The organism is Brevundimonas diminuta ATCC 11568, assembly GCF_000204035.1.
GTDB classification, from domain to species: Bacteria; Pseudomonadota; Alphaproteobacteria; order Caulobacterales; family Caulobacteraceae; genus Brevundimonas; species Brevundimonas diminuta.
The window spans coordinates 1,826,987-1,828,132 of the sequence record NZ_GL883086.1 but is presented as its reverse complement, the minus strand read 5'-3'; the positions used below and the strand labels follow the sequence as shown (position 1 = coordinate 1,828,132).

The window sequence follows — 1,146 nt, the reverse complement described above, 5'->3', positions numbered from 1 at the left end:
GGTCTCGGCGCCGAAGGCCAAGCCCGCCTCGGTCGCCGCCGAGCCCGCGCCTGCCCGCAAGCCGCAGCCGGTGGCCGAGACGGTCGCCGCCCTGAAGACCATGGGACGCGGCGGCGCGGCCCTGAAGCCTGAAGCCATCGAAGACGGCTGGGAGGAGTTCTGATGACGGCCACGGTCGTTCTGCCCCCGGTTCTGGACCTGCGCGCAGCCGAGCCGCTGAAGGGCGAGCTGCTGGCGGCGCGCGGTCAGGCCCTGACGCTGGACGGCTCGGCCGTCGAGCGGCTGGGCGGGCTGTGCCTTCAGCTGCTGTTGTCGGCGATCCGCACCTGGCGCGCCGACGGCCAGGCTTTGACCTTCGTCAATGCGTCCGAGGCGCTGACGACCCAATGGAGCGCCTTCGGCGCTTCGCCCTCCGATCTCTCCGCACAGGACGCCCCCCAATGACCAAGACCGTTCTGACCGTCGATGATTCACGCACCATGCGCGACATGCTGATGCTGGCGCTCAAGGACGCGGGTTATCGCGTGGTCCAGGCCGAGGACGGCGTCCACGGGCTGGAGGTGCTTCAGGCCGAAAACCCCGACATCGTCATCACCGACATCAACATGCCGCGCATGGACGGTTTCGGCTTCATCGAAGGGATGCGGGCCGACCCGGCTTTCAGCGCCGTGCCCGTGCTGGTCCTGACGACGGAGAGCGACGCCGCCAAGAAGCAGCGCGCCCGCGAGGCCGGGGCCACCGGCTGGATCGTCAAGCCGTTCGACCCCGTGCGTCTGGTCGACGCCGTGCGCCGCGTGGCGGCCTGAGGATCTGAGACGATGAGCGACGATCCGTTCGAGGCGATCAAGGCGACCTTCTTCCAGGAATGCGAGGAGCTGCTCGCTGATCTGGAAGGCAATCTGCTGACGCTGGAGTCCGGATCGACGGACATCGAGGTCATCAACGCCGTCTTCCGCGCCGTCCATTCGGTGAAGGGCGGGGCGGGGGCCTTCGGGCTGGAAGACCTGGTCCGTTTCGCCCACGTCTTCGAGACGCTGATGGACGAGCTGCGCTCGGGCCGAAAACCGTGCGACGAGCCGACGGTTAAGACCCTGCTGCGCGCCGCGGACGTGCTGGCCGACCACGTCGCCGCCGCGCGCGGCGCAG

At 69.1% G+C, this 1,146-nt stretch carries 3 protein-coding genes; all 3 read left to right on the top strand.

Annotation, left to right across the window (positions count from 1 at the left end):
* Positions 1-162 precede the first annotated feature (162 nt).
* Entirely contained in the window at positions 163-444 is a 282-nt protein-coding gene (locus tag BDIM_RS12750; RefSeq protein ID WP_003166016.1) for an STAS domain-containing protein, read from the top strand.
* Positions 441-806, top strand: coding sequence for a response regulator (locus BDIM_RS12745; protein WP_040346123.1), 366 nt, complete (start codon positions 441-443; stop codon positions 804-806). Before BDIM_RS12750 ends, BDIM_RS12745 begins: the two co-directional genes overlap by 4 nt.
* Positions 807-818: 12 nt before the next feature.
* Positions 819-1,146: Hpt domain-containing protein (locus tag BDIM_RS12740; protein WP_040346120.1), on the top strand; the 328-nt coding region annotated here is incomplete at its 3' end.